Genomic DNA, 26,517 nt, shown 5'->3' on the forward strand with positions numbered 1-26,517 from the left:
CTAGTTAGGACTGTAATGTTAAGCCTTAAAGTCAACTCAGAAGTTTATACAAGGCTCAAGGAGGTTGAGGAGGAGTATAAGCAAATACTTGAGGACGCCATAGATTACGGTTTAAGGAATAACATAAAGTCGTTTACAAGGCTTAAGGCCGGTATCTATAGGCAAGAAAGGGCTAGACACCCCTCTCTACCATCTCATTACATCTACACAGCTTGTGAAGACGCTAGTGCTAGGTTAAAGAGCTTTATGAGGAGGAAAAAGGAAGGAAAAACGTACACTGACAAGCCTGAACTTAGAAATGTTACTGTCCACCTAGACGACCACTTGTGGAGGTTTTCCCTAGGCGAAGTTAGGATTGCTACAAGAAAGGGTTGGGTGTCATTAAAGCCATTCTTCACTAAACTGTTCTGGAAGTACTACAATAAAGGTTGGGCTCTAGCTAGCGAGTCCTCTTTCAAACTGTGTAAAGGAAACGTGGTTAAGCTTTACCCAGTCTTTAAGAAACCATTACCAAAGCCTTACGACGTCAAGGGCTTCATACCAGTTGACTTAAACGAGGACAATGTTTCCTTACTGCTAGACGGCAAACCTTTACTGGTAGAGACTAGTGTTAAGAAGATTACTTTAGGTTATGCTTACAAGAGGAAGAGGATTAGTGAGGGTAGGTCTACGAAGGATAGGGATGTTAAGAGGGCTTTGAAGAGCTTGAAAGAGAGGTTTAAGAAATTGGACATTCGTAGAAAGTTGGCTAAGCTGATTGTCACTGAGGCTTTGAGAGAGGGTAAGGGTATAGTGCTAGAAGACTTACCTAAAAATACTCCAGAGAAGATGGTTCAAGACATTAAGGACAAACAGCTGAGGGACAGGATTTACAAGTCTGCTTTTGCATCTCTGAAAAATGCTATCGTAGAGAAGGCTAAGGAGTTTGGTGTACCTGTTTTACTAGTTAACCCTGCTTATACTTCCTCTGTTTGTCCAATACATGAGTGTAAAATCATTTACCCACCCGATGGGAGCTCTGCTCCAAGGGTGGGCATGTGTGAGAAGGGTAGAGAGGAGTGGCATAGGGATGTAGTAGCGTTATACAACCTCTTAAAGAAGGCTGGTTATGTGAGCCCAATGCCGTTGGGCTCGAAGGAGTCCCATGACCCACTCACCGTAAGATTAGGTGAGTGGTTGAGGGCTAAGTCCCTACACTTGACCTTGAATGTCAATAGAATGATGGGAATGACAGTGTAGGGACAAACGGGAATTGCTCATAAGGGACGTCATAGGGGTAAGAGATTTAGCCCAGACAATTGACAGGTTTAAATGGAATGTAATGAGTTCTAGAGTGTAAGTTAAAAGTCTCATAATATCTTTCAGATAAAACAACCTTCTTTTATCTCAAGTCCTATCAGATATTAGAATGCCCACTAAAGAGAGTTTAATTCTCAGGGTCTCTATCTATAGAGTCTCCAATTGAGACTAGTCACTTCCACCGAGAGTATTCACAAGACTCTCGATGTACCTGTGGATCTTAAAACCACCTATTACTCCAGCACCTATCATAGGTATAACGAGAATATAGGATAGTGTCTTAGATACTCCTAGGATATGGATGAAGGTATACAGTGTAAATATTAGAATGACTAAAATAAACATGACATAGGGAATTAGGTAAGCTGTCCTTAACATTAGTCTCACATAATATCTTAGAGATCTATAACCTAGTCCCTCTACATTGTTAAGCACTCTGTAAGCTTTAATATATTTATACTCTACATACCCCACCCATATGATGTCCATTATGCCAACAAATACCCTGTTTATGTACCCTACCATATAGAGAGGATCAGTTAGGACTAAAATTGTTCCTAACAAAAGGTTAACTAGAGAGAAAATTAGTGATGTCCTTCTAGCTCTCTCAATGATCTCGGTTCCTGTATATTTCCCCTCCACATATATTTAATATGGTGATTATTTATTTAAGTCTTACCTAAATTATCCCCCCAATAAAGGGATCTAATAATTCCTTTGGGATATTGTCTATCTTTAAAGATACAGCTCACTTAACAGTTCCTTAAAGTACTGCGTTAAACGAGCCTTATTGGTGATAATCTATGAAAGGTGTCTGTTTTGTCTCACCTAGAACTAAATTGTTTAACTTTCCTGTTGTCAAAGAAGAATATACGAAAAGCAAAATTTTACTCTAATTCTTTCTAGAAAGCAGGAGGAAAAGCTTACCTTAATTAACTGAGAAGTGACTGGACAGGTTTACTTATGGTCTTCATAGGGATTCGTAGTATTGGAGGATGGAATTACAACACTTTCCTCTCGTAGGTGTTACTGTGAATAGTTAAAACTGTCACCAAAATTTATTAACTTCTAGGGGTAGAAGTTACTTCTAGGGGTAGAAGTTGCTTTTCGACCCAACTCCAAAGGACAACAGGGAGGACTTCTTTAATAGAGATGAGGAGATAAACAGGGTCAGATCACTTTCCTCACCAATTACACTAGTTTTAGGACTCAGGAGAACAGGTAAATCCTCTATCATAAAGATAGCACTTAACGAGTTATCTTTGCCATACATATACTTAGACCTGAGGAAATTCGAGGACAGGGCATACATCTCCTTTAAAGACCTCCTACTTGAGTTGGAGAGAGAAGTGAAAAAACTCACAAGGAAGTTCCCGTCACTAGTAGACTTCTTAAAGGGAGTTAAAGGGGTAAGTATAGCAGGAAACGAGGTGAGGTTTAACTGGGGAGTAAAAAATAGGTTAAACTTCAGTGACTTGTTGGAAACACTAAATGATTGGTCAAAGGACAGGGTCATTATAGCCTTTGATGAAGCCCAAGACCTGATAAACCTCAGGGGAGTAAACTTACTTTACCCATTGGCTTATACATTTGATAACCTCAAAAAGGTGAGAATAATAATGAGTGGAAGTGAGATGAGGTTACTCTACAGGTTTTTGGGAGTTGAAAACCCAAAGTCACCACTATTTGGGAGGGCAATGAATGAGGTCGAACTTAGACCCTTTGACCACGAGAAGAGCATAGAGTTTCTGAGGAGAGGCTTTAAGGAGGTGAATGTTGAGTTTAGGGAATATGAAAGGGTTTATGAAGAGCTGGGAGGAATACCAGGCTGGTTAACGTATTTTGGCTACTACTTTATCCAGACAAGGAACTTAGAGGAGAGTATGGACAGAACGCTTGAGAGGGCTAAAGGGTTGGTGATGGAGGAGTTCAACAATTTCCTCTCTAAGAGGCTAATAGCTAAGGAGAGGTATATGGTAATAATGAAGAGAATAGCGAATGGCTGTAGTAGATGGAGCGAGATAAAGACCGCTGTGGAGATTCATGAGGGTAGAGAGATTAGCGACTCAGAGATCTATAACTACCTTAACAACCTGATGGACTCATCCTGGATAGTAAAGGACGAGGAGAAAAATGAATATTGTCCTGCTGAAAAGCTTATAGGTAGAGTGTTTAGGGTTTGAGTAAAAGAGCGTGTAGCTCCTCAACGAATTTTCTTCCATTTTATTTGAACAAATTGCCACGTCTCACTCCTTTTGAAGAGATCAGTTCCAAGGAGCTCTAGTAAAGAGCGAATCTAATACCAATTTTCACGTGAGTATTTGTACAAAATAACGTGTAACCAACAGTCACTCGGATCACTATACGCTTTATCAATATTACAGTGTGGTGAAACCCATTGCCTAAACCGCTAGTCCTCTCAAGAACATTTTTAATTCTTGAACACTATTATATTAGAGAAATGAATACTAATGAAACTTCCAAAAATTATGACGAGATGGGTGAACAAAACCCCTCCCAGGATCAGGGTTACCTTTATCACTTTAACAGAGGTCTCGCTTACTTTAACCTGAATAATTACAGTGAGGCTATCAGGGAGTTCGATGAGGCTATCAGGCTTAACCCCTTCCACGCAGACAGTCATTACTACAAAGCCCTGTCCTTAATAGCTCTACAACGGAGTGGGAGTGTTAACGCAGGTATATCAGATTTGTATGAGAGGGCGATCCTGGAGTTTGATGAGGCTATAAAAATAGACCCTAAGAACCCTGAGTACCACTATCAGAAAGGCTTGGCGTTAGAAATTTTAGGTAGACAGTACGAGGCTTTGCTGGAGTATCAAGACGCAATTAAGTTAAACCCCAGGAACCCTGAGTACTACTACAGGAAGGCTATTATCCTTCAGGACCAGGAGAAGTATGTTGACGCAATTGCTGAAGTAGATACTGCCATCAGGCTAAACCCCAAGAATTCCACTTACTATTTTAGGAAAGCTCTTCTCCTGAAATCCATGGGCAAATTGAAAGAAGCCCTTGACCAATTGGACAAGGCTATATCCCTCAACCCTCAGGTGGCTGAATATTATCATCAGAAGGGGTTAATATTAAAGGAGCTAAAGAGGTATGACGACGTCCTCAAGGACTATGATAATGCGATAAAGCTGAGCCCGAATAACCCTGAGTACCACTTCAGGAAGGGAGTCCTCTATTACGAGTTGGGAAAATACGAGAAGGCTGTAATGGAACTAGAGGAGAGCGTCAGGCTAAACCCGAATAACCCTGAGTACCATTACCAGTTAGGACTGGCTCTTTTCCACGTTATGATGTATGAGGACGCTGTGGAGGAGTTTGATAAGGCTGTAAAGCTTGATCCACAAAACCCCCAATACTATTATTACAAGGGTAACGCATTAAAGGCTCTGTGGAAATATGACAAGGCAATAAAGGAGTACGACAAGGCGATATCACTTAACCCCAATGACCCTCTGCCCCACTACCAGAAGGGTGTAGTGTTAAAGACACTGGGTAAGTATGAGGAGGCTATTGTGGAATTGGATGAAGCAATTAAGCTCAACCCAGATAACCAGCAATATAAGATATCCAGAGATGAGGTAGAGAAGACCTTAGAGGCTCTGCGTAAAATGAGGGGAAAGAGGAAATGACGTATCCCCGTGTATAACAGGACGTTGGAAAATTTTCTTATTACGCTATTTAGTCTAAGAGTCTCTTGCGAGTAAGTTTCATGAATTAATAATAATTTTCTACATAAATACGATATAAATTGTAAATAATTATATATTACTTTAATCGGTTAAAGAGTTAGAAATAAGGTAAGAAAGGTGTTAGTAAAACTCAACCACGTGAGTTTAATAATTACTTATATAGAGAAATATAAACTCCGTCTAACTAAATCCCACGATAACCTCCCTCCCTTACCTGACTAACATAACTAAAGAAAGATACTAAATTACATTTCCATGAAAGTCCTTCTTCTCCTCAGTTTTTATCAAAGGTTCACAATTTGAATAATAATTTTTAAATTCGACACATGAAAACTCTTCTCCTCATATTTATATTTAAATATAAAAATAGTGAAGCCACAAAATTAAAATGATTTTTATTGGACGTTACTGTAGGTATTCCAACTTTAGGAAGAGATTCCCTTTACCCCCTGCTGAGAAAATTGAAGACATGGAAGGACGTAGAAATACTACTGGTGTACAAGGGAGAGGTGAAGACGAAGGACTATAACAGGGCAATAGAGCAAAAGGACGGGTATTACGAGGAGGCAATAAACATCATATTTAGGGAGTCCCACTCCTCAATCCTTCTCATAACTGATGATGACGCTATACCCTCTGACACGTGGATCCAAGACCACGTCTCATTTCATGAGAGGAATGAGAAAATAGGTGTAGCTTCAGGAGTAGTGGAGGGTAAGAAGTGGATAAACTACCCCAACTTTACGTTTCAACTGTTCAAGGACACAGTCTACATGGAGGAATATGACCACAGGTTTAAGGACTACGTGGGATACTTAACCAAGACAGGTCTCTCAGTTGACAGGAGACCCCATGACTCAAAAGACCTAGAGAAGACCTTAGCCATAGCAGGGGTTAACATGAGCATCAAAAAGGAAGTGTACAGTAACCTGAGTGTGCCTGAATACAGCATTAGGGGAAGCTATAACGAGAGTCTTATTGCTATCGAGGGGATAAAGAGGGGATACCATTCAGCGATCTTCAACAGGGGTAAAGTAGTTCACACTGGTGAGGAGTCACTCTCCAGGACAGACCAAGAGTGGTTGACCAAATACCTAGCAGTGGAAAAGCACACCTTTCCATATGCTGTGAACTTCTTCTTAAAGATAGACAGTAGACTACTGGAGGATTTCTCCAGGAGAGTTCAGGGAGAGGCTAAAACTGGTTTAGATTTAGCACTAAAGGGGATACTCCACAATATGGACCCCCACAGTTTCAGGGAGGAGCTGAGGAGTATCTACCTGAGATTGAAAGAGGAGGGTGAAAAACACCACAATCACTAAGGAGTGTATCCGTGATCGTTTAACCTGGGTTTGATCCACTGCTATTCCATCTAGTAACTCAACAGGCTATCTCACAATACCGCATTACACTGAGTGTAGTGCTATTAACCTGGTCTGTACTCATACCTCTGTATCTTAACTTTGTATAGAAGAAAAGAGAATATCCAGGCTAATGCGAATGACCCAATTATTATAATTCCTACATTTTCCCACCAGACGTCGGAGTTGATTGTGTCTATTAGACTCCAGAAAGGTCCGCTGAAGTTAAACTCTGACTGTAGTAGTCCGAGTATCTCCAGGGTACCCACAAGAAAGGCTACAATGATGGAGATAAGCGTCATACTAAGGTTATACCACACCTTTCGTAGGGGATTTCCTAGGAAAGCCCACTTATAAGCACCGTTCATGAAGAGCCCATCTGTAGTATCCACAAGTGTCATTCCAGCAGTGAAGAGGAGAGGATAGACTAAGAGGTACCACAAAGGGACTTTGGAGAAAAGTACTGCAGAGCTCGCGCTTATCGCTAGTAGGGCTGTCTCTGTTGCTGTGTCAAAGCCTAGACCGAATAGGAAACCTATAACATAAAGGTGGTACTGGCTGTCCACAATCTTGAATAGTTTGCCGAAAAATCTGTTCATGAACCCTCTTCTGAGTAAGACCTCGTTCAGTTTTCCCTCATCTAATTTACCGCTTTTAACCTGTTTAAAGATCCCGTAAATCTCTAACACAACCAGGAAGTTAAGAAAACCTATGATGTAAAGGAAAAATCCACTTATTAAAGTGCTTAGGGTGGAGCTAATGCTCTGAATAGAGCTTATGTTGTCCAACAGCCTACTAGATAGCATGATCACGAGGGACAAGACAATAACTATCGTTGAGTGTCCCAACGAGAAGAATAGACCTGTAAAGGTAGAGGGTTTGTTCTCTTGCACCAGTTTCCTTGTTGTGTTGTCAATGGCTGCCAAGTGGTCTGCATCGACTGCGTGTCTTAGACCAAACACGTAAGCTAAGACACCTAGGGCAAATAAGGTCGTTGAGGAACCTCTGAAGACTATGCTACTGTTGAAAAACGATGATAGGGTATCTAGCCATATGAAGAGCACAGTAGTTATGACGAGCTCTAATATGAAGAAGAGGGACAGCTTGAGGAAGGGGGTATTTTTGTTTTGCATGAGGTATGGATAGCCTATCCAATATATATTTTTATGTTGAATTGGGGAAGTAAAGTGTCGAAGGTAATTGGTCGTTGAAAGGATAGACACCTCTACAGGAGGGCTAGGAGTATACTGGAGGACTCAGCCAAGAAGGTTGGTAAGTGGGTCGTTAATGTGACTAAATCACTACGTGTTAATACTATCTTGCTGGAGGACTTGAACAACGTGATAAACAGGGTTGAGAAACTACCAACAGGTTTTAGTGACAAGTCGTACTAAATACAGTACCATAGGATACAGTGCTGGGTCGAGTCTATGAAGTACGGTCTGAAAGTTGTCTTTGTTGACCACAAGTATTCTTCAACGTGTTTCATTAAGTGTAATAAAGAGATGAGAGAGGTGTCTCAAGCACCATAAATGTGGAAACTGTGGTTATCAGGGTGACAGAGATATGATTACAGTTGTGAATTTGTAGGGGAGGTGTTCTCTGAGCCTCTTAACACCCCGCTGTATGAGGGATATAGACCCGAACCGATGGGGGATCACTTAGGGAGGAGGTCAGTAGTATATTTAAATATCTGAATATCTAAGAATCTAAGTATGAGAAAAACAGTAGTTACTTTTGATGATGACGTTTATGAGGCTATAGTGAACCTGTCAGTAAAGAAATATGGTAACACTAAGAACATCTCAAGAGTTGTAAATGAACTGCTGAGAAAAGAGCTCTCAAGGAGAAGAAAAGTGCGGAGTAATAGGGTTTCAATGAAGGTCAGTGTAAGAGTCCCTGGAGCAGAGACATTAAGTCCAGAGGAGATCGATAGGATTGCTGAAGAGGAAATTAGCGATAGTTGACACGAATGTCTTAATATTTGACTTTATTGAAGACTCACAGTATCATGATGTTAGCAGGAAGTTGTTGAATTCATTAGACAGAATGTTAATACTACCAAATATACTGGTTGAGTTTATTCTAGTTTCAAGGAGATTGAAGATTAGAGACGAAGATATAAGGAGTAAGGTCGACGAAATACTCAAGAACAGTATTTTAGTAGGAGTAAAGAAGGAAGACATAAAAGAGGCCATAAGTTTAAGTTTAAAAGAGATAAATGACGCCATAATTGTTAGCGTTGCCAAAAGACTGAATTTGCCTATAATTTCCCTCGATAGAGACGTAAAGGAATTGGGTAAGATTGCAGGAGTTATTGTTGTAGACAGACTAGACTAATTTTTGTATATAATGCAATAATTGGAATACAACATTTTGGTGTTGATGTCGTAATAATAGACCCTTCCATTGGTGAGGTATTACCTCTGAATAGAGAATGCGAGATAGTGGTCGAATGCCCTAGTTTACTTAAAGTATATAGGAATAAAGAAGAGGAGAGCCGAAAATTATTCGTCAAAATTAATACCATTGAATATTTCAGAGCTTGGGGATTTAGGTTATATTGATGACAAAGGTTACTTCTTTATTGAGATAGAATAAAGAGGATGATAAATAAAGAAGGGTATAAAGTATGGCCCACCAAGGTTGAAAATAAATTGTATCAACATCCAACTGTGTTGGAAGCTCGTGTAGTATCTACCCTAGAATCATGGAATTCGTTAAATATCTTCGTAAGAGTAGTTCTGGAAAAATATTATTGAGGATGTTACAAGAGAAAGAAAGGGCTAGGTAACTCTAGAACGTATACAGTTAATTATGTAATTAACGTTAGACTCAGCTATTTTTCTTATACTATTTTCTCCTAATAATTTAGTTAAAAGCCCCATATCCATTTTAGCACTCCAAATTACTTTTGTGGATTTTTGCATTTCATATAGGTTAAGCGAAATGTTAATCTTTACGCTAACCCCTGCCGATCTTCCATTGCCGACTATCTCAATTTTCTCATTATCTTTGATTATTTTTGCATTTATATTGGCTGTAATTGTAGACATATGCGGAATATTAAAGCCACTGACATCTATCTTAAAAGTTGCACTTATCTCATTGTCTCCCTTAATCTCGTAACCTTGTAAGCTAGGTAGACATTCTGTAAACATTTTTGGTTCTGTGAAAAATTCCGATACTTTTGCCTTTACCATGTTTACCACAAACTCTCCGCTGATCTCCATTTCATCTCCCTCTTGCAATTAATGATAACAGAAGATATAAAACAGTTTTATATCTCTCTTCATCTAATGATCCTCTTCTCTCCATTACACTTTTTAAAAATATTTTTGATATTCCAATTTTTTCCAAATATTTTTCAAAATCTATTTCACTGGGAGAGATGAGTTTAGTCTCCTTAGTTTTGCTCTTTGCTCTTACTCCCAATTTCTCACTAACCAAATCTCCAACCTTTTCCCCTACTAATCTTGAAGTGGTAAACTTACCTCCTATTATAGATATTAGACCAGATACCCCATCTTCTCTTTCATGATCTAATATTGTGAAATCTCTACTGGCTTTTCTACCGTCCTCACTAGTTCTCATTAAAGGTCTAACAGAAGCGTAGGTTCTAATAACTCTCGTTTTAGATAATTCAGGCACTAATTGAGATCCTTCTTTAATTAACATCTTCACGTCTTCATCTGATATAGTAAAATTATCTGGGTCTTCAATTATAGTTGCCGTAGTACCCAATATTGAAGTATCTTGATATGGTACTATTATATCTCCATCAGAAGGTGGCCTAAGTCTGTTTAGCACTGCGTTATTAACCTTTTTTCCAAACACTGCCATTATTCCAGCTGTAGGCAATATGGGAATCTCTTCTAATCCTGCCATTGTAATGATTTTAAACGCCCAAGGTCCCGAGGTATTTATTATTATATCACTTTTTATTAGGTTCATTTGATTAGTAATTTTATCGAAAACCTTTACACCTTTTATCGAATTTCCATCCCTAATAAATTCTGTTACCTCATTGTACGTCATAATTCTAGCCTTGTTTAGTGACCCCGTTACGGCTATGCTTGATAAAAGATCATAACCATATACTACCTTATCCGGAACCCAAATAGCTATTTTTAAGTCTTTATTCACATAAGGTTCTTCTTGTAAGACTTGATTATTATCAACTATCTTATGCTCTATCCCTAATTTCTTTAGGGAAGAAAGAAACTTATCTAAAAATTCCAGGTCTTCTTTAGTAATACCTAAAAATAACCCCCCTGTATCTCTTATAGCGTGAGGAGCTATTTTCGAAATTATATTGTTTTCTTGAATGCACTCCTTTGCTGACTCAGGATCTGTTACGGCGTACCTAGCACCACTATGTAAAAGTCCATGGAACCTACCAGAAGTTCCAGATCCAATGTCTCTCCTTTCAACCAGAGTTACATCAATACCTCTTAAAGCCAAGTCTAAGGCAGTAAATAGACCATTGGCTCCCCCACCTATTACTAGAACGCTTGTTTTTATTTCCATAAAAAACTAATTTATATTTTACATTTAAATTTTATTGCCAGCAGCTATGTTTATTGTTTCCACTTTTCATACTGAATTTCACAATCTATGATTTTTCTACTATGAAATTTAAATGTTGCAGGGAGCCGGTTTAGAATTACTATAATATAATAGTAAGAAGTAATAAAGAGTAAACATCAAATAATTATAAATTATATTTTTTACGAAAAATTTTTATATGAAAATAGAAATGGATAAAATGCTATGGCTGAAAAATACGTGATAGCCATAGACGAGGGAACTACTAGTGCGAGAGCTATCGTTTTTGACAAGGAATTAAACATTCTAGGAATAGGGCAAAACGAGTTTACTCAATACTATCCTCAACCGGGTTATGTAGAGCATAGTCCTGAGGAAATATGGCAAGCTCAGTTGTTAGCTATAAATAAAGCATTAGAGAAAGCTAAGATAGATCGAAACAATATTTTGAGTATAGGTATAACGAATCAAAGAGAGACTACAGTGATGTGGGATACTAGAACGGGGAAACCGATATATAATGCTATTGTTTGGCAAGATAGGAGAACTGCCCCAATAACTGATTACCTTAAAGCTAACTATTTGAGGTTGATAAAGGATAGGACAGGTTTAGTGCCAGACCCATACTTTAGTGCATCTAAGATAAAGTGGATTTTAGATAATATACCTAATGCTAGAGAGAAGGCAGAAAAAGGGGAAATAAAGTTTGGAACTATAGATACTTACTTAATATGGAAATTAACTAACGGTAAAGCTCATGTAACTGATTATTCAAACGCGTCTAGGACTATGCTATTTAATATAAGAAAATTAGAGTGGGACAGAGAAATATTGGAAATACTTAACATACCCGAGGCTATTTTACCTGATGTAAAGCCTTCAAGCGAGATTTATGGTTACGCTGAGATTCTTAATTCTTCTATACCTATATCAGGAGACGCTGGAGACCAACAGGCTGCGTTGTTTGGTCAAATAGCATTCAACCAAGGAGATGTGAAATGCACATATGGTACTGGTAGTTTCATTTTACTTAATACAGGGAGTAACTTAGTTTCCTCTAACGATCTGCTAACAACTATAGCATGGGGGGTAGGTAAAGGAATCACATATGCTTTAGAGGGCAGTATATTCATCACTGGGGCAGCTGTTCAATGGTTCAGAGATGGTCTTAGAGCTATAGATGTATCTGATGAAATAGAACCTTTAGCCGGTAGCGTTCCAGATAATGGTGGGGTGTATTTCGTCCCTGCATTTACGGGATTAGGAGCACCATACTGGGACCCTTACGCAAGGGGACTAATAATAGGAATAACTAGGGGTACTACTAAGGCTCACATTGCTAGAGCGATATTAGAATCGATGGCATATCAGACAATGGATGTGTTAGGAATAATGCAGAGGGACTCTGGGATAAAGATAGACGCACTTAAGGTAGATGGTGGTGCCTCAAAGAACGACTTACTAATGCAATTTCAAGCTGACATACTTAAAATGAAAGTAGTAAGACCGAAGATTATGGAAACGACTTCGATGGGAGTTGCGATGCTAGCAGGCTTAAGTGTAGGGTATTGGAACTCTATGGATGAGTTAAAACAGAAGTGGAAAATTGACCAGGTATTTGAACCTAAGATGGATGATGAATATAGGGAAAAATTATATTCAGGATGGAAAGAAGCAGTGAGAAGAGCCTTAGGTTGGGCTAAGACTATTGGGGGTTGAGACAAAATGGCATCGGAAGTTGTAAGGGATAGTTTGTGGAGGTATTTTGCTGAATTTGTGGGTACCTTTATCTTAATGCTCTTCGGTGATGGTGCAGTAGTAGCGTCCTTAGTAACTAACGGTACATCACCGGGTTATGGATTTATTATGATATCATGGGGATTCGGAGTTGTCTTAGCAATTTACGCTGTAGGTCCAATAAGTGGAGCTCATATAAATCCAAACGTTACGTTAGCTTTCGCAGTTACAAAAAGGATGAAGTGGAGAGATGTAATTCCCTATATATTGTTCCAAACGTTAGGAGCAGCTGCTGCAGCAGGAATATTACTAGCCTGGTGGGGTAGCATTATTACTAAAATGGATCCTCCACCCACTTTATATGCCCAAGTAGGAGCATCGTTTTTTACAGAATATCCAAATCCATCCTTCTGGGGTCAATATTGGCCTAAAGAATTACTGCTACCAAATTCAGCGAGCGGGACTTCACTGTTTTCTGAAGTTAATCAAGTATTTCCGTTATGGATAGGTGCTTTCGCTGAATTGCTGATGACTTTCTTACTCTTATTGATAGTCTTAGCGGTTACTGACACTGATTCACCGTTTTTCAATCAAAGCTTAGCTCCATGGGCTATTGGTATAGGTTATGTGATGCCATTCTTATTGTTTGAGGCTCAACTAACGGGGGGTATGATAAATGAGGCCAGAAGCTGGGGACCAATGCTAGCCCTTTACTTATTTGGGTATAGAACTGGAGCGTTCAACTTTAGAGGGCAGTATTTCTTCGTCTATGGTATCCCAGATTTTATAGGAGGCATCTTAGGTGCTCTGTTCTGGGATTACGTATTGAAGCCATATCTTAAATATCTAAAAAGCAATAATAAAAAATAAAATAGTTTTTTATTTTACTCCAACAGGTGTCTCCACTAAAGACTTTTTACAATTTCCTTAAGGTTGAAAACTATAAACGTCGATAGACACATAGACCAAAATACTCTATATTTTAGATAACTTTTTAAATAAGTTTTGTAATTCTAATTTGGTCAATATAATGTATAGGGTTTCTGAGAGAGATATATATCATTTAGCGATAGGTAGTTCAGTTTTAGGCTCCGGAGGAGGAGGTAATCCGTTTCTAGGATATGAAATATTAAAGACGAAAATGAAAGAACTCAATAAAGACGAGCTATATTATGAACAGGAAATAGCTGATAATGATTTCATTATTGGAGTAGGAGGTATGGGATCTCCATTGGTAGGTATAGAAAAAATACCAGCTGGTACAGAATATTTTAAAGCCTATGAATGTTTATCTAAATTTCTCAAGAGAGAAGCATCCAGGATAACATCAATAGAAATAGGTGGTATAAACTCTGTGGTACCATTTATTGCCTCGTTATTCGCCAATAAGCCCTTAGTTGATGGTGATTTGGAGGGAAGAGCTTTTCCAGAACTTTATATGACTACTTCGCATTTTATCGGTATAAATGCTACGCCAATGTGCATAGTAGATGAGAGGGGTAATCAAGTAATTTTAGACTCTGTTGATAACTACTATGCTGAAAAAATCGCTAGAAGTATAACTGTTAGATTTGGAGGAAGAGGTTATATTGCTATTTATCCTATGAATGGAGAGAGTTATATTAAAAGTGCAATACTAGGGAGTATTTCGCTTAGCATAGATATCGGTAAAATACTGAATAATGAAGGACTGGATTCCATGTTAGATTATGTTAAGGGTAGGATTCTCTTTCATGGAAAAGTTATAGATGTAAGAAGAACTAATTTGCCAGGTTTCAACTCAGCTATAGTAACGATTCAAGGTTTAGAGGAATACAAGGATTACATTGCTAAGTTATACGTTAAGAATGAATACTTATTATTTGAAGTCAATAATAATATTGTTTCAATTGCACCAAATATAATAAATCTTGTAGATTATAGAAATAAAATAATTACGTCAGATATGATTAAATACGGTATTAGGGTTAGAGTTATCGGAATTCCCGTTTCACCAAAATGGAGAGAAATAGGAGGAGAAGAGATAATTTCAAAAAATATATTAAATGAGTATAAAAAATTATTAAATCTTTAATTCTCCCACAACCTTCACGCTTACCTTTATGGCATTACCCGGTAAATATGGCATTTGCAACTCCTCAATTTCCCTAACTTCTATCGATGTTTCAATAGCCCCAGCCGATATCGCAGTCTTCTTAGCTTCCTCTATTAGTGATTTAATTGCAATATCTCTATTTGTCTGTTCATATGAGAAGGTTCTCTCTATCGTAGCCCCAACTTTAGTTAGTGTACATCCAATAGCATTAGCATACTGGGCATTTTTAGGAATTACCAACTTAGAAGAGCCTTTCAAAATTTCCGGCAGCATAATGCTTCCTCCTCCTACTCCTATCACTATAACGTCTTCCTTAGAAGTTTTCATAATGTCTATGGCGTTCTCCCAGGATTCTACCATTTTATTGTAAATCTTTTTAAGGTATCCATCTAAGTATTTATTTCTTACAAGTTCTGGGTTAGATCCCTCAATCTTGATTCCCTTAACCACCATTGAAACGTCAGTAGTAGTAAAAGTATCTCCTCCCCAAGATAATCCTCTTTTGGTAAGCATGAAACCCACGCTCTCTGGCCCTATTTCTTCTCCTCTTATAATTGTCCCTCCACCTAATGCTAAAGTGTATATGTCTGGCATTCTAAAATTCGTTCTTATTCCGGCTATCTCAACTGGACTTGCTGATTCCCTTGGATATCCCTTATACAGAACTCCAACATTGGTTGTTGTGCCTCCGATATCCATAACAATAGCGTCTGTTATTCCCGTTAGTAAATGAGCTCCTCTTATACTATTTGAAACTGGTCCTGCTACTGTGAATATGGGAAACTTTTTAATGAATTGTGCAGAAGCGATAGTACCATCATTCTGAGCAAAATAAAGTTCTACATTTTCTAAACCGAGCTTATGAAGAAGAGATTGTAAAATTTGTATTAAATTATTAAAAATGTTTAGGATTAATGAGTTAAGTATTGTAGCATTTTCCCTTTCTATAAGGCCAATACCTCCTATTTGATGTGACAACGTTATTGGTACGCTTATTCCTTCCTTTAATAAAATATCCTTAACTCTGTTCTCGTGCTCTGGATTAACTATGGAAAATATTGATGTTATCGCTACACTATCAACTTTTCCATTTATCTCACTAGCTATTTGATATATCTTGTTTTCATCGAGAGGTAGTATCTCTTCTCCAGTATATTCATGTCCTCCTCTTACTAAATGCACGCTAGTAACAAAGGATCTGAGCCCTTCTGGCCACTCCATAAGAGGAGGAACGCCCTCTCCAGCAGGTAATCCTATCCTAATGACAGCTACTCTATTTAGCCTTTTAGCTTGATGTATCGCATTTAATCCATGAGTAGTCCCTATCATTAAAGCTTTAATTTCATTTTTCCTCTCACCAAGGTTTTTTATAACCTCAGTTATAGCGTTAAGTAATCCCTCTGTTAGATCTGGTGTGGTTTCTACTTTTGTAGCATATATTAAGTTTCTTCCTTCTAGTGCTACTGCGTCAGTGTGCGTACTACCTATATCTACACCAATTTTTATAGCCATGTTACATCATTCCTCTTCTCTATTGGTTCATAATCTATGTTGTAACCAAAAACTCTAGGTCCTATATATTTTAATGCCTCTTTTGTTCTGAGCCTTTCATGAGCGGGAATTCCTATTATCAAGACTTTCTGACCGTATTTGATCCTATCAGTTGTTATTGGTTTAAAGGTAAACATGTCTAAAACAGTTATCAGATCTGGAACTGAAACTAGCACATTATCTTCAAGAGTTGCAATCAAGAACTCATTCTGAAAATCTATTTTTAAGGATTTATTAGAATACTCCTCCATTCCTTCTATTACAACAAACCCTCTCGAAAATCCCTTCTCTATTCTTCTGATAACGTCAATAACCTTTCCCTTAAACAATATTTTAGCTTTTAAGTAATCTAATACTTCATTGAACTTAATCTGATTTAACAATTCACCTATATGTAGCGCTAAAGATAACGTATCTAAGACTGCCGTTTTATTATACATGTTTAACGTGGTTCCATAGAGGGATATATATGCTGCTCCGCCATATCTCAGAGTGATAACCCTAGCTATTTTTTCAGCCCATACACCATCTATTCCTTCTACTACCGAAACGTTTCCCCTCTCATCTAGAACTATTACTGGAGATGGATCTACTCCATAAAAATAAAACGTAGTCATCTGGAGTTCTGGAAACGCTCTTCCCATACCATCTCCATCCAATACTGGTAAGCCTAAAGCTGAAGCAACTATAAGAGGAATAGTTGAATTCACCCCACCTATTTCCAAAGGAGTAATGTATTCAACTTTTCTACCCGTAATTTCTGAGTATATTTTTAGTGCTTTATTAGCCTCATCTCCGCTCGGTATCTTCTCTATCATAACTATTGGAGCACCCATCATAGCACTTCCGACCACTTGGGCGTTATTACTTTTGGCATTTCTTATCACTTCTACTGGTCCCCTTCTCTCTATAGCTCTCTTGAGCATTAAGCCTCCTATGTATGGATCTCCTCCCCCTCCAGTACCTAAGAAAGCAGCGCCAGTCACCAAATTATTTACGTCCGAAGACCTTATAGTATATGTTTCCATCAATTTACACCTTTATTATTGAATATCCTTTTTTATATGCGAGATATAATAACGATGCTCCCCATATTGCTTGAATTATTGACATTAAGCTTTCTATAGCCACTATGAAAATTGTTGTATATAGTATTGGAGCATAAATTATTGAGATGTAACCAAGTGCGAAGGAAACTATTAGCCATGAAAATTGAACTCCGGCTCTTGTCCTATCCTCTATGTTATTGTTTCTGAGATATCTTATAGCATCCCAAATACATAAAAATAGAATCAAAACTCCATATGTTAAATTATAAATTTTGACAAAATAAGCCACATCTGCCATATATAGGCTAATGTATGCTATGCTTATTAAGAAATTTACTACTAAATAATATGTAAATAAATTGTTTACATTCATGATAATCTCCCACCTTTATAAGTGTAGGGTAAGATCTCTGGACTTTTCCCTAGTAATTCAAAAATGTAGTATATTAGAATATATGCTAAGAAACCTGTTATCAATGCGTTTATTGCAGGTATACCATATGGAACTATAAATCCTACTAGTGCACCCAATCCTAATGCTACTACACCAGCAATATTAAGATTATAGTAAGCGTTACCAGGTTTAAACTTATACCTTTCATGAGGGTCTTTAACTCCTTTTAAGTAACTTCTTACAATGAAGAAGTCAGCAATTACTATACCTCCCACAGGTGGAAGTATGTTTCCTAATACGGTTATAAAATTTTCAAAGGGAGTTATAGATGAACCTGCGGTAAATCCTACATATGCTGCAACGGCGGTCCCTATTACACCATTAATCACTGATGCTAACTCTCTTCTCATCGGATATAAGTTAACAAGAGATAAAGATCCACTATATAGGTTATCTGTATTTATTATGAATTGACCAAATACTATAATCAGTAATACACCAGCTCCCATACCTAATTCTAGCATAGCGTTAGTGACTAAATATGTACCAGTTACTAGAACCATTGCCACGCCGCCTAATATCAGGAAGGGATAGAGGAAAATTATGTGTGCTACCCAGGCTACACTAGCGTCTTTTGCGGTTTTACCAAATCTAGCTATGTCCGGGGATATTATAGTTCCTGCGCTATATAATCCTACAGTGGCTGATATTCCGTCTAATAAACTCATATGTGATGTTGGTGCAGCAGACATGACAGCGGAAAATCCACCTTTTAATGCAATCACTATCGCAATACCTATTGCAATTAACCATATATGAAATGGAATTGTAAAATAGCTTAAGAACGATAGCATTTTATATCCTATATACGTCATCACGATCATTATTATACCTCCCCAAATTGCTGCGAAACCAACCGAAAAGAAAGGATTATTGGGAAATATCTCATTCATAACTATACCAAATAGCCATGTCTCAACAGCATACCAACCAATTCCAGTAGTTACTGTAATTAACAAAAATCCAGCAATTTTTCCTCCCCATCTACCTAGAGGAAATCTCCATAATACGTAGGTCGAAAGTCCACTATATGCACCTATGGAGGCAGCTAGCCCACCTAAGATTGTTAGCACTATAGTACCACCTAACACTGCTATTATTGCCTGACTGAATGTTAAACCATACCCTAATGCTCCTCCAGCCCATATTACAGCTATAGCACCATAAACAGAAGCAAACACTAAAAACATGTTATAGAATCCGTATCTGGACTGCTTAGGTACTTCTTCTAGTGAATAATCATCAAATTTTGAAGTTTCCTCTTTACTTTTTTTTCCTTCCATACTCTAAGTTAACTTAGTAATAATAATAAATTTTTACATGTTATTTAAGGATAAATTTACTTTTCAAAATATTCAGTTATATGTAAGCCTTTGTTTCAAGGTTACCTTGCAATATCGAACTATGGAATAAAATCACTTTAGACTACTAGATATACGAAAAATTTTTATATGGGATGGGGCGAAATTTTTTCACTCTAGAATTGTAGCGCCCCACGCCTTATGGGATCTTATTGCAAAATTTATCTTGTAATCCATCACAGCATCGTGATTGATTATAGTTAAAATCTCCTCCTTTAACTGAACTGGATCAGAATGAAAAACTCTTACCAGAAGATCCCATTCTCCTACATATTCAGATATCTCATAAATTAGTTCATTGGAAAGCAAAGACTTTATGTAGGTCTGTCTTAGTTCTTTTACATTCTTTAATTTCACAAGTACATCAGCATAAGGTACACCTAGATTTTGAAGAACTACAACTCCTATGACTTTCAGAATTTTCTTATTTTCTAATCTCAACCTTCTCATTCTAATAGTAGTTTTTGATAATCCTATTTCTCTAGCTATCTTAGCATCTGAAGTGTTAGCGTTGTTATTCAATATTTTTAAAATCTTAATGTCCTTTTCATCAAGGTATTTAGAAAGTATATCTTCCCATTTTTTTGCCATTTCATGTCAACTATAATTTTTTAAAAATAAAAACCTTATACTCCTTGTTCTTTGAATGGATTTAGTAGTTCAAAAGACTATGTGTTATTAAACTTTAGAAAACAAATCCTTAAATTTTTGTAGATATCCAATTAAATAATGATAAGAATTGGAATAGACATAGGAGGCGCATTTACGGACTTGGTGTATTATGACCAGAGCAATGATGAGTTCGAGTGGATCAAAGTAGAGACTACTACGCAAGATCCTTCGATAGGCGTAATAAGAGCTGTAGATGAATCAAAAGTCGATTTGAAAAATGCAAACGAGATTATTCACGGTCAAACGTTAGCTATAAACACTATAATAGAGAGAAAGGGAGCTAAAGTAGGGCTTATTACTACGAAGGGATTTAGAGATATTCTTGAAATACAAAGAGCAAATAGGAGAGACATGTATAATTTCAAGTATAAGAAACCAGAATCATTTGTTCCAAGATATTTAAGAAGAGAAGTAAGTGAAAGGATATCGTCATCTGGAGAGATAATATCGCCTTTAAAGATTGAAGAATTAAAAATAGTGGTTAACGATCTTGTAAAAAAAGGTGTGGAATCTATTGCTGTCTCCCTCATAAACTCATATGTTAATTCTGCTCATGAATTAAAAGTAAAGGAATTATTAAAGGAAATTCTAGGGGATAGCGTTTTCATCAGTCTCTCGCATGAGATTACTAGAGAATGGGGAGAATATGAGAGAACAAATACAGTAGTGCTGAACGCCTATATTAAACCTAAGATGAACAACTATTTGAGAAAGCTAAAAAAAGAGATAGATAAAAGAGGATTTAAAGGGAAATATTACGCTATGCTCTCGAACGGTGGGATGGCCACATTTGATTTCACTATGGACTTTCCTATCACCACATTAGAATCCGGTCCAGTGGCAGGTATAATAGGGGCTATCGCAATAGGCGAGTTGGCTCATGAGAAAAACATCATAGGATTAGATGGGGGAAGTACTACTACTAAGGCCAGCCTCGTAGAGAACTTAATGCCTAATATTATAACTGATTATTATATTGAAAGGAATCCATATTCACCAGGCTATCCTGTAAAAGTTCCTACAATAGATATTGTAGAGGTAGGAAATGGGGGTACCAGTATTGCATGGATCGACGAGATAGATAATCTCAAAGTAGGACCAAGGGCAGCTGGTTCATATCCTGGACCAGCTGCATATGGTAGAGGAGCAACTGAGCCGACTGTCACCGATGCATATATTCTCTCTGGGCTACTCAATCCTAATGAGCTATTAGGAGGAAAATTGAAAGTGAGAAGAGACCTAGCAGAGAAAGCCATAAAAAGGATAGCAGATCACTATAAAATCTCTGTTGATGAAGCAGCTGAAGGCATAGTAAGATTAGCGAATAATAACGCGGTAAATGTAATAAGATTAGTTTCTGTTCAAAGAGGATATGACCCTAGAGACTTTGTTCTAATTGCATATGGAGGTTCTGGACCAATGTTTGCTCCTTTCATAGCTGAAGAATTAGACTTAAAGAAAGTTATAGTACCTTTTGTACCACCTGGTGTGTTTTCTGCTTGGGGAATGCTAGTAGCCGATATTAGGCATGACTTAGTTAAAACTGAATTGGTTAGGATAGACAAGGAAGATGCCATCAATAAAATTAATAGTGTATTTGATGAATTGGAGAAAAAGATTTTGCAATTCTTTGCCTCAGAGGGATTTAATGCAAATGATGTCATGATATTTAGAGAAGCAGAAATGAGATATTATGGGCAATCACATACAGTCAAGGTTAACGTTATGAACGGAGAATTAAGAGATAAAGAGATTGGTGAAATAATAAATAAATTCCACTTGCAACATGAGGCGACCTACTCCTTTAAATCGGCTAGTCCTATAGAAATCGTTAACTTCCGTGTATATGGAATAATTAGAGCAAAAAAGGTACCATTATTAAAGCGTAAACTAAACGGTAATAGTATTAAGGAAAGTACTAGAAACGTATTCATAAATGGCAAATACGAGGAGTTTAAAGTCTACGATAAGTCTACATTGTCTACAGACTGTAAAGTTCATGGTCCTGCTATATTAGAAGATCCAACATCAACGATAATAATACTTAAGGGACAAAGAGGGGAAATAGACGATTATGGTAATGTAATAATTACGAGGTGATATGAATGGATCAATTTACCTTAGAAATAATTAAGAACGGACTAATAGTAGCTTCTGAAGAAATGTTTTACGCTTTCGGTAGAACCGCCAGAAGTCCTGTAATATATGAAGTGTTAGATTTCGCTGTAGGTATAACTGATAAGTATGGTAGAGGTCTTGTGGTACAAGCTCCAGGTGTCCCAGGATTTTCTGGAGTGTTGGATTTTACCATAAGGGAAGTAATGGCTAAGTGGAAAGATGAGATAAAACCTGGCGATATGATTGCTACTAATATACCATATGATGGTGGAACTCACTTAAACGATGTAGCTCTGATAATGCCGATGTTTTATAAGGATATTCTCCTAGGCTTCATTGTTAATAAAGGACATTGGAGTGAAATAGGAGGAATGCATTTTGGGAGTTGGACGTCAGACGCTACCGAAATATATCAAGAAGGACTTCAGTTACCTTCCATAAAATTATTCATAGAAGGTAAACCCAATAGAGATGTAATTGACATTATAAAGGCTAATTCCAGAATGCCTGATGCCACATTAGGGGACATGGATGCACAATTAGCATCAATGAGAGTAGCATACAGGAGAGTTCAGAGGTTGGTCATGAAATATGGCGTTGATAACGTTTTAACGGCGATGGATAAGCTAATAGAAGATGGAGAGAGATTAAGTAAGTTGAGACTGAAGGAGCTACCTAAGGGTGTATACGAGGCAGAAGATTACATAGACGATGATGGAATATCTGATAATCCAGTTTATGTGAAAGTAAAAGTTACCATTACTGAGGATAAATTTATAGCTGACTTCACTGGAAGTTCTAGGCAGGTTAGAGGACCAATAAATTCTCCATTACCTGCAACAGTCTCTGCAGTGAGAGAAATATATATGGCAGTTACAGATCCTTATGCTCCGCCTAATGCTGGGTATTTTAAACCTCTAGAAGTAATAGCTCCAGAGGGTAGTATATTTAATCCTAGTAGACCAGCTCCAACATCAACCTATTGGGAGTCGATGTCGTATGCTACAGATTTAATATGGAAAGCGTTAGCTCCTCACGTTAACGGAAGACTTCCAGCCGGACATTTCTTATCAATTCTCGCTACCATACTAGGGGGTGTTAAGGAAGATGGAGAACCTTTTGCAATTGTGGAACCACAGCCTGGAGGATGGGGAGCAAGTAATAATTCCGATGGAGAAAGTGGACTGGTAGCTAGTGGGGATGGAGAAACATATATAGCTTCAGCTGAAGTGTACGAAAAGAGGATGCCAATTCTAGTAGATAGATTGGAATTAAACGTTAGTGATGGAACTGGTCATGGAAAATATAGAGGAGGATTTGGAATAATAAAGGACTACATCGTAATGAGTGAACAAGCTTACCTCACAGTTTCAATAGGGAGGTCAAAGTACCCTACATGGGGAGTTGAGGGTGGAATGAATGGGACGCCAAATTATTGTATGATATTTAAGAGAGGAGAAGAACCTAAGAGGATGAGAAAAGTAGCCTCATTATTGCTTTATAAAGGTGATAAAGTAAGTTTAAGAAGCGGAGGAGGTGGAGGTTGGGGTAATCCAGCGGAAAGAGATCCCAATCTGGTTTTAAATGATGTACTCAACGAATATATTAGTGTAGAAGACGCTGAAAAGATCTATAAGGTAAAAATTAAGGAAACTAACGGAATCTATGAGATAGACTGGGAAGGAACTAAGAAGATAAGGATTAACAAGTAATTTTATTATATCATTATTATATAAATTGATATTTATGAAGAAAATAATTATTTTTATTTATTTTTTAGTTAATTATATGTCTCATCATGTCCCAAGACGGCGAGTTGATTCAATTCCTTAATATGAATTGCAGGACTTATAGATTTTCCTCAAGTTTATTGACCCTTTTTCATTTAAATCAAAGGTCACCGCCACGACATAACAGGAATTTACATGAATTGAGAAAGGAAAGTGAAAGGATTGATATATTTAGACTAGTTGAAGTATATTTTAGTAACAAAAGCCTACTCTCTTTCAAATTCTCAATTCTTTAAGTCTGAATAACAACTTAAACTTTTACGCTTTTTACCCTACAATAGATAGGTTAACCAGTTACCTAATACCATGAGTTAAAATGTAATGACGGTATTTTTATTTTGACATAAATTGAATTTCTTTGTATGTGAGAGCAAAACAAGTGTTTTTAGTTTGAGGGCGAGAAGTAGTTAGAGGGCGAGGAAACTTGAATAGGTTTTAGTTCCTTAACCTTACTTGATTGAGAAAACACTAGTATCCAGAAGCTTAAAGTTAACGAGCCTTGGCTACCATAAAACCTACAAGACGGTCAAAAATATTCCTCATAATAATTTACTCGAAAAATCTATCAACATGAGTTGGGATTTGGTCGTTGATTGTATATCAGTAAAACGTATCTCCGGTCTCTTAACTAATTACCCACTACCCTGAAGTTAATGAGCATTCATTTAACGTAGCTAGATAGTTCTCTAGACATCTTGCCTTCAATTATTTTTCCTAAGTGACGGTTTGCCTCTTGTCATTAGAGGCTCTGTTAAATTGAGGGCCTTTTACCTGGTTCGCCGATAGTGAATCTCGTAAACGTTAAATTGGTTTAGCCTCGAGGTAAAACCTATTCTCTGCATACAAATCCCTTAGTTCTCGTAACTCGGTCTCATACAAGTAGTCGAAGCCTAAACAGGTCGTCTCTAATAACTTTTGCGTGAAAGGAAAAGTTAGCGAGAAACACAAGGTTTAATCAGCTTGAATCGAGCCTCAAGTGTATTTTTGTGTATATCTTTATCTTACTTAAAACTATAAAAAACAAGTGGTCTTTGCAATAGAATTTTCCCTCTCTCCTCTCACTTTACCTGGGTCAATTTGTCCTGAAGGGGTGCGAATTTAGGTTGGTCATAAATGTCTTTAATTTCGGCGAACTGGCTTTCCTTCTGGTCTAACACCATTAAACCTATTCCCCTGGACTTCCCACCGCCGACGAATGTGCCCACATTGACCATGAACTTTAAGGTCTTTAGCCATAATTCGCTCTGTCCTGCCTGTTTACTGTTTCCCTGACTACTGTCTCTCAATACCACATTGACGTCTATTTTATATACGTTGAGTATCTCCTCTGTGAAAAGGTGTCCCTCTAAATTCTTTTTATTCTTCCTGTCAATGACCACATGCGTCCTCTCCACTATATCAGCCTGCCTTATAACACTATCTGAAATAGTTAAAGCAGAGGCAAAGTACTCACTTCCATATAACCTCTCCACAGGACAGTTCCACAGTAAATATAACCTCACCATTTCTTTCCTGTCATTCGAATCCTCTAGTCCCTTACTCTTCAGTATTTTCTTAAACCTCATATCAAAGCAGTTTGAATTGAGGCAGCTTTCGATTTGTTTCAACTCGTTCTGATATCTACTCAGGTCCTCAACAGGGTGCTCCTCCATATGGTCTTTGTCGTTAACTATCATCTCACTCACTCTCCTGAATATGCCCTTAAGACTTGTTGATGGTATGACATAGTCGTTATCGTACTTCAGTGGCTTTAGTGTATCCTCACCGCCCACCCTCAGTCCGTTGGGGGTTTTAAATACGAGTTTGTAAAGAGTTATCATAGGCTCACCTTACTCAAGAGTGATGCTAAGTCTTCTATTTTCACCATGAAGTTTAGCCCCGCAGGCATTAATTTACTGTAGTCCCCCTTATGCTCGACATACACAAGGGACCCCTCCTTCATAGTCTTGAAAACTGGTTTTGCACCAGAGTGAGTATCTGTTGTAAACCAGCCAGTGTAGTAAGACTCTTCCCCTATCACCAAGGTCTTACCTGAGCTCAGCTTCCTTATCTCAAACAGCTTTTCGCCTAGCAATGATGGGACACATGGTGAGAGACAGTATGTTAGTCCATCAGGCTCTTCCAAGTTAACCTCTTTTACTTTCTGGACCTTTACAATACTGTCTATTCTGCTTCTACTCCTACCAATCCTTATCTGCTCTACTGTGTCAATGACATCTCCAGGCTTAGCTAAAGCCCACATTTCGTTAAACTTCAAGTACTCATAGGCGTATAACATTCTGTGGAAGGACGACGCTGAGACCTTGTCTATGGCTACATGCATTAATATTGTTGAACTTGGTGTGTACTTTATGTACCTAGTCTCATTTGGCGACTTCTGTTTTTCATTGGGCTTAATAATGACCCCAATCCTTGGCTTCTTGTCAATCCCAAGGTTCATGACCTCTCTCATATCCTTCCCTTTATTGATCTCATCGTTCTTAATACTCAATATCCTACTCTCCTCAACAAACTCACTACCTTTTCTACCTTCAGCTGGGCTAAAGTAGTGAGATGGCGCAGAATTTTGTGGATATGCAGGTGATACATAGAAGTCCTCTTCGATCTTCCCCTTCTGGTAGTAGTACTCAGCCAGAATTGCTCCCCTTAGAGTAGTAGCAGGTATATAGTCTGTGGTAGAGAAGTAGTAGTTCTTAACCTTTCTCATCTGAGTGGTAATGTACTTGTTTACAACCAATTTTATGAGTTGTAGTTTCATTTT

General features: G+C 37.7%; 22 protein-coding genes and 1 pseudogene. 12 read left to right on the forward strand and 11 right to left on the reverse strand.

What is annotated here, in order from left to right:
* Positions 1–15 precede the first annotated feature (15 nt).
* The gene (locus tag SACI_RS09780) at positions 16–1,239 is read left to right on the forward strand and encodes an RNA-guided endonuclease InsQ/TnpB family protein (RefSeq protein WP_048054436.1); all 1,224 of its coding nucleotides are present in this window, start codon (positions 16–18) and stop codon (positions 1,237–1,239) included.
* Between the two features lie 228 nt (positions 1,240–1,467).
* On the opposite strand, the gene SACI_RS09785 is transcribed toward SACI_RS09780, so the two are convergent.
* Positions 1,468–1,941 (reverse strand): hypothetical protein, encoded by a 474-nt coding sequence (locus SACI_RS09785; RefSeq protein WP_011278822.1) that lies wholly within the window; start codon positions 1,939–1,941, stop codon positions 1,468–1,470.
* Positions 1,942–2,399: 458 nt separating this feature from the next.
* Here SACI_RS09785 and SACI_RS09790 point away from each other — a divergent pair, with 458 nt between their 5' ends.
* The 3 genes from SACI_RS09790 to SACI_RS09800 all read left to right on the forward strand — a co-directional run bounded on the left by SACI_RS09790 (position 2,400) and on the right by SACI_RS09800 (position 6,342).
* Positions 2,400–3,482: an AAA family ATPase gene (locus SACI_RS09790; protein ID WP_011278823.1), complete on the forward strand. Its 1,083-nt coding sequence runs from the start codon at positions 2,400–2,402 to the stop codon at positions 3,480–3,482.
* Positions 3,483–3,697: 215 nt separating this feature from the next.
* On the forward strand, positions 3,698–4,960 hold the full coding sequence (locus SACI_RS09795; RefSeq protein WP_015385760.1) for a tetratricopeptide repeat protein: 1,263 nt from the start codon (positions 3,698–3,700) through the stop codon (positions 4,958–4,960).
* A gap of 458 nt (positions 4,961–5,418) precedes the next feature.
* Entirely contained in the window at positions 5,419–6,342 is a 924-nt protein-coding gene (locus SACI_RS09800; protein WP_011278825.1) for a glycosyltransferase family A protein, read from the forward strand.
* 104 nt (positions 6,343–6,446) lie between these two features.
* Here SACI_RS09800 and SACI_RS09805 read toward each other — a convergent pair whose 3' ends face one another.
* A complete protein-coding gene (locus tag SACI_RS09805) occupies positions 6,447–7,514 on the reverse strand; it encodes a HoxN/HupN/NixA family nickel/cobalt transporter (protein ID WP_011278826.1) in 1,068 nt (355 codons plus the stop codon).
* A 582-nt stretch (positions 7,515–8,096) separates the two neighbouring features.
* On the opposite strand from SACI_RS09805, the gene SACI_RS09810 reads away from it, so the two are divergent.
* From SACI_RS09810 to SACI_RS12390, 3 genes and pseudogenes are all read left to right on the forward strand, one after another.
* Positions 8,097–8,348 carry a hypothetical protein gene (locus SACI_RS09810; protein ID WP_011278827.1) on the forward strand — a complete coding sequence of 84 codons (252 nt, stop codon included), beginning with the start codon at positions 8,097–8,099 and terminating at the stop codon, positions 8,346–8,348.
* Complete coding sequence (locus tag SACI_RS09815) at positions 8,320–8,721, forward strand: PIN domain-containing protein (protein WP_011278828.1); 402 nt, start codon at positions 8,320–8,322, stop codon at positions 8,719–8,721. Before SACI_RS09810 ends, SACI_RS09815 begins: the two co-directional genes overlap by 29 nt.
* Before the next feature lie 20 nt (positions 8,722–8,741).
* Positions 8,742–9,175, forward strand: a pseudogene (locus SACI_RS12390) (long-chain fatty acid--CoA ligase); the annotation flags it as partial.
* Here the strand turns inward: SACI_RS12390 and SACI_RS09820 are convergent.
* Together SACI_RS09820 and SACI_RS09825 are read right to left on the reverse strand one after the other, a co-directional pair.
* Positions 9,168–9,614: an SRPBCC family protein gene (locus SACI_RS09820; protein WP_011278829.1), complete on the reverse strand. Its 447-nt coding sequence runs from the start codon at positions 9,612–9,614 to the stop codon at positions 9,168–9,170. The pseudogene SACI_RS12390 and the gene SACI_RS09820 sit on opposite strands and share 8 nt — an antisense overlap.
* 1 nt (position 9,615) lies before the next feature.
* A complete protein-coding gene (locus SACI_RS09825; protein WP_011278830.1) occupies positions 9,616–10,911 on the reverse strand; it encodes an FAD-dependent oxidoreductase in 1,296 nt (431 codons plus the stop codon).
* Between the two features lie 243 nt (positions 10,912–11,154).
* On the opposite strand from SACI_RS09825, the gene glpK reads away from it, so the two are divergent.
* The 3 genes from glpK to SACI_RS09840 all read left to right on the forward strand — a co-directional run bounded on the left by glpK (position 11,155) and on the right by SACI_RS09840 (position 14,740).
* Positions 11,155–12,648 carry a glycerol kinase GlpK gene (gene glpK / locus SACI_RS09830; RefSeq protein WP_011278831.1) on the forward strand — a complete coding sequence of 498 codons (1,494 nt, stop codon included), beginning with the start codon at positions 11,155–11,157 and terminating at the stop codon, positions 12,646–12,648.
* A gap of 6 nt (positions 12,649–12,654) precedes the next feature.
* The gene (locus tag SACI_RS09835) at positions 12,655–13,536 is read left to right on the forward strand and encodes an aquaporin (protein ID WP_011278832.1); all 882 of its coding nucleotides are present in this window, start codon (positions 12,655–12,657) and stop codon (positions 13,534–13,536) included.
* A gap of 160 nt (positions 13,537–13,696) precedes the next feature.
* A complete protein-coding gene (locus tag SACI_RS09840; protein ID WP_011278833.1) occupies positions 13,697–14,740 on the forward strand; it encodes a DUF917 domain-containing protein in 1,044 nt (347 codons plus the stop codon).
* Here SACI_RS09840 and SACI_RS09845 read toward each other — a convergent pair.
* From SACI_RS09845 to SACI_RS09865, 5 genes are all read right to left on the reverse strand, one after another.
* The gene (locus SACI_RS09845) at positions 14,729–16,273 is read right to left on the reverse strand and encodes a hydantoinase/oxoprolinase N-terminal domain-containing protein (RefSeq protein ID WP_011278834.1); all 1,545 of its coding nucleotides are present in this window, start codon (positions 16,271–16,273) and stop codon (positions 14,729–14,731) included. The two genes, SACI_RS09840 and SACI_RS09845, sit on opposite strands and share 12 nt — an antisense overlap.
* On the reverse strand, positions 16,264–17,340 hold the full coding sequence (locus tag SACI_RS09850; protein ID WP_011278835.1) for a DUF917 domain-containing protein: 1,077 nt from the start codon (positions 17,338–17,340) through the stop codon (positions 16,264–16,266). The genes SACI_RS09845 and SACI_RS09850 overlap by 10 nt, the downstream gene beginning before the upstream one ends.
* 4 nt (positions 17,341–17,344) lie before the next feature.
* Positions 17,345–17,659, reverse strand: coding sequence for a hypothetical protein (locus SACI_RS09855; RefSeq protein WP_230937917.1), 315 nt, complete (start codon positions 17,657–17,659; stop codon positions 17,345–17,347).
* Positions 17,660–17,730: 71 nt separating this feature from the next.
* The gene (locus SACI_RS09860) at positions 17,731–19,098 is read right to left on the reverse strand and encodes a purine-cytosine permease family protein (protein WP_011278837.1); all 1,368 of its coding nucleotides are present in this window, start codon (positions 19,096–19,098) and stop codon (positions 17,731–17,733) included.
* Between the two features lie 189 nt (positions 19,099–19,287).
* On the reverse strand, positions 19,288–19,767 hold the full coding sequence (locus tag SACI_RS09865) for an Lrp/AsnC family transcriptional regulator (RefSeq protein ID WP_011278838.1): 480 nt from the start codon (positions 19,765–19,767) through the stop codon (positions 19,288–19,290).
* A 138-nt stretch (positions 19,768–19,905) separates the two neighbouring features.
* Between SACI_RS09865 and SACI_RS09870 the strand changes: the two genes are divergently transcribed.
* A complete protein-coding gene (locus SACI_RS09870) occupies positions 19,906–21,948 on the forward strand; it encodes a hydantoinase/oxoprolinase family protein (RefSeq protein WP_011278839.1) in 2,043 nt (680 codons plus the stop codon).
* A gap of 5 nt (positions 21,949–21,953) precedes the next feature.
* On the forward strand, positions 21,954–23,678 hold the full coding sequence (locus tag SACI_RS09875; protein ID WP_011278840.1) for a hydantoinase B/oxoprolinase family protein: 1,725 nt from the start codon (positions 21,954–21,956) through the stop codon (positions 23,676–23,678).
* Positions 23,679–24,814: 1,136 nt separating this feature from the next.
* On the opposite strand, the gene SACI_RS09880 is transcribed toward SACI_RS09875, so the two are convergent.
* Both SACI_RS09880 and SACI_RS09885 read right to left on the reverse strand, forming a co-directional pair.
* Positions 24,815–25,576: an RAMP superfamily CRISPR-associated protein gene (locus SACI_RS09880; protein ID WP_011278841.1), complete on the reverse strand. Its 762-nt coding sequence runs from the start codon at positions 25,574–25,576 to the stop codon at positions 24,815–24,817.
* A complete protein-coding gene (locus tag SACI_RS09885) occupies positions 25,573–26,514 on the reverse strand; it encodes an RAMP superfamily CRISPR-associated protein (protein WP_011278842.1) in 942 nt (313 codons plus the stop codon). The genes SACI_RS09880 and SACI_RS09885 overlap by 4 nt, the downstream gene beginning before the upstream one ends.
* Positions 26,515–26,517: the final 3 nt, after the last annotated feature.

The organism is Sulfolobus acidocaldarius DSM 639, from assembly GCF_000012285.1.
Classification (GTDB): domain Archaea; phylum Thermoproteota; class Thermoprotei_A; order Sulfolobales; family Sulfolobaceae; genus Sulfolobus; species Sulfolobus acidocaldarius.